General features: G+C 67.5%; 2 protein-coding genes. Both read left to right on the forward strand.

Features of this window, described 5'->3' with window-relative positions; genetic code table 11:
- The first annotated feature begins 170 nt into the window (after positions 1-170).
- Positions 171-779 carry a CDP-alcohol phosphatidyltransferase family protein gene (locus ACFXPK_RS29765; protein ID WP_329823349.1) on the forward strand — a complete coding sequence of 203 codons (609 nt, stop codon included), beginning with the start codon at positions 171-173 and terminating at the stop codon, positions 777-779.
- A gap of 111 nt (positions 780-890) precedes the next feature.
- The gene (locus ACFXPK_RS29770; protein WP_384995685.1) at positions 891-3,386 is read left to right on the forward strand and encodes a sugar phosphate nucleotidyltransferase; all 2,496 of its coding nucleotides are present in this window, start codon (positions 891-893) and stop codon (positions 3,384-3,386) included.
- Positions 3,387-3,541 lie beyond the last annotated feature (155 nt).

Below are 3,541 nucleotides of genomic sequence, written 5' to 3' on the forward strand. Positions count from 1 at the left end.
AGGGGGGACCCTGTGGGAGAGTAGGACGCCGCCGAACAATTATTGTGGGAATGCCCCGCACCTTCTGGTGCGGGGCATTTCTGCGTTCCGGGCCCCCTTGCAGGCGCCGGCCGGTGCTGAGGGTAAGGTCAGGAGGCATCGTTGGCTCGTTCCCCACAGGAGGCCCCCGGGTGGAGGTCCAGGAGACCCGCGTCCAGACGGACCGGGTGCTCACCATCCCCAACATCCTCAGCATGGCTCGCCTCGTCGGCGTACCGCTCTTCCTGTGGCTGATCCTCCGTCCCGAGTTCGGCGGGCCCAACAGCGACGGCTGGGCCCTGCTGGTGCTGATGCTGAGCGGTGTCAGCGACTACCTCGACGGGAAGCTCGCCCGCCGCTGGAACCAGATCAGCAGCCTCGGGCGGCTTCTCGACCCCGCCGCGGACCGGCTGTACATCCTTTCCACCCTGGTTGGCCTCACCTGGCGCGAGATTCTGCCGCTGTGGCTCACCGCCGCCCTTTTGGCCCGTGAGCTGATGCTTCTGGTGATGGTGGGGATCCTCCGCAGGCACGGTTACCCGCCTCCCCAGGTGAACTTCCTCGGGAAGGCGGCTACCTTCAACTTGATGTATGCCTTCCCGCTCCTGCTCCTCAGTGACGGAAGTGGATGGCTTGCGTCACTCGCCGAAGTTTTCGGATGGGCGTTCGCAGGATGGGGTACAACGCTGTATTGGTGGGCAGGAGTCCTGTATGTGGTCCAGGTCCGCCGGCTCGTCAAGGCGGACAACGTGGCCGATTGAGCTCGTCGAGTGGTGCCGTGCAATGTCGCCGGCTCACGCCTGACGCCATGCGGCCTCGTTCCTGACGGGTGAAGTCGGCGAGACCGTCTCTTCAAGGAGGACGCTTCCGACATGAAGGCCGTCGTGATGGCAGGTGGCGAAGGCACTCGACTTCGTCCCATGACCTCAAGCATGCCCAAGCCGCTCCTGCCGGTCGTGAACCGGCCGATCATGGAGCATGTGCTGCGGTTGCTCAAGCGCCATGGGCTCAGCGAGACCGTTGTCACCGTGCAATTCCTCGCCTCCCTCGTCAAGAACTACTTCGGCGACGGTGAAGAGCTGGGCATGGAGCTCAGCTATGCGAACGAGGAGAAGCCGCTCGGCACCGCGGGGAGCGTGAAGAACGCCGAGGAGGCATTGAAGGACGATGCCTTTCTCGTCATTTCCGGTGACGCTCTCACGGACTTCGATCTGACCGACCTCATCTCCTTCCACAAGGAGAAGGGCGCACTGGTGACGGTGTGCCTGACCCGGGTCCCGAATCCGCTGGAATTCGGAATCACGATCGTGGACGAGGAAGGAAAGGTCGAGCGCTTCTTGGAGAAGCCCACCTGGGGACAGGTCTTCTCCGACACCGTGAACACGGGCATCTACGTAATGGAGCCCGAGGTCTTCGACTACGTCGAGGCCGATGTGTCGGTGGACTGGTCCGGCGACGTCTTCCCTCAGCTCATGAAGGACGGCAAGCCGATCTACGGCTACATCGCCGAGGGCTACTGGGAGGACGTCGGCACGCACGAGAGCTACGTCAAGGCCCAGGCCGACGTGCTCGAAGGCAAGGTCGACGTCGACATCGACGGCTTCGAGATCTCCCCCGGCGTCTGGGTCGCGGAAGGCGCCGAGGTCCACCCCGACGCCGTGCTGCGCGGTCCGCTGTACATCGGGGACTACGCCAAGGTCGAAGCCGATGTCGAGCTGCGTGAGCACACCGTCATCGGTTCCAACGTGGTGGTCAAGACCGGGGCGTTCCTTCACAAGGCCGTCGTCCACGACAACGTGTACATCGGCCAGCACAGCAATCTGCGCGGCTGTGTGATCGGCAAGAACACCGACGTCATGCGGGCCGCCCGCGTCGAGGACGGCGCGGTCATCGGCGACGAGTGCCTGGTCGGCGAAGAATCGATCATCCAGGGCAATGTGCGGGTCTACCCGTTCAAGACCATCGAGGCCGGCGCCTTCGTCAACACCTCGGTCATCTGGGAGTCCCGCGGCCAGGCGAACCTCTTCGGCGCCCGCGGTGTTTCGGGCATCCTGAACGTCGAGATCACGCCAGAAGTGGCGGTCCGGCTGGCCGGCGCGTACGCCACCACGCTGAAGAAGGGCTCCACGGTCACTACGGCACGTGACCACTCGCGTGGTGCCCGTGCCCTCAAACGAGCCGTGATCTCCTCGCTCCAGTCCAGCGCCATCGACGTACGGGACCTGGAGAACGTACCGCTGCCGGTCGCCCGGCAGCAGACCGGCCGGGGCAGCGCCGGCGGCATCATGATCCGGACGTCGCCCGGAGTGCCCGACTCCGTCGACATCATGTTCTTCGACGCGCGGGGCGCCGACCTCTCCCAGGCGGGCCAGCGGAAGCTGGACCGGGTGTACGCCCGTCAGGAGTACCGCCGCGCGTTCCCCGGTGAGATCGGGGATCTCCACTTCCCCGCGAGCGTCTTCGACTCGTACACCGGCTCCCTGCTCCGCAACGTCGACACCACCGGGATCTCCGAGGCCGGGCTCAAGGTCGTCGTCGACGCCTCCAACGGCAGCGCCGGGCTCGTCCTGCCCAGCCTGCTCGGCAGGCTCGGTGTCGACGCCCTGACGATCAACCCGGGGCTCGACGAGTCCCGGCCCACCGAAACGGCCGAATCGCGGCGCTCCGGGCTGGTCAGGCTCGGCGAGATCGTGGCCTCGGCGCGGGCGGCGTTCGGTGTACGGTTCGACCCCGTCGGCGAGCGGCTGTCCCTGGTGGACGAGCGCGGCCGGATCATCGAGGACGACCGTGCCCTGCTGGTCATGCTCGACCTGGTCGCCGCGGAGCGGCGCAGCGGGCGCGTCGCCCTCCCCGTGACCACCACGCGGATCGCCGAACAGGTCGCCGCGTACCACGGCACACAGGTGGAATGGACGACGACCTCGCCCGACGACCTGACCCGGGTGGGCCGTGAGGACACCACGATCTTCGGCGGGGACGGGCGTGGCGCGTTCATCGTGCCGGAGTTCAGCAGCCTCCTCGACGGTACGGCGGCGTTCGTACGGCTCATCGGTCTGGTGGCCCGTACCCAGCTCACCCTGAGCCAGATCGACGCCCGTATCCCGCGCGCCCATGTCCTGCGCCGGGATCTGGCGACACCGTGGGCCGTCAAGGGCCTGGTGATGCGCAGTGTCGTGGAGGCGGCCGGTGAGCGGCAGGTGGACACCACCGACGGGGTGCGGGTGGTGGAGACCGATGGACGCTGGGTGATGGTGCTGCCCGACCCGTCCGAGGCCGTCACTCATCTGTGGGCGGAAGGGCCTGACGACGCGTCGGCCCAGGCGCTGCTCGACGAGTGGTCGTCCGTGGTGGACAGCGCAGGTCATTAGGGGCGGTCCGGGACGCTTCGGCGGCGTCCCGGCAGCGGGGGGGGGGGGGGGCCGGGGCTGCCCGCCCCGCGGCCGGGGGGGGCAAGGCGCGGGGTGGGGGGGGGGAGAGCTCCGATTTGGGGGGGTGAGACCACCCCCCCCCCCCCCGCGCCCCA

The sequence above is a fragment of the Streptomyces sp. NPDC059142 genome, assembly GCF_042755665.1.
Taxonomy (GTDB): domain Bacteria; phylum Actinomycetota; class Actinomycetes; order Streptomycetales; family Streptomycetaceae; genus Streptomyces.

Bases quoted from the DNA above. Each gene is read 5' to 3' on its own strand.
- ACFXPK_RS29770 (WP_384995685.1), top strand. From the start codon at position 891: ATGAAGGCCGTCGTGATGGCAGGTGGCGAAGGCACTCGACTTCGTCCC.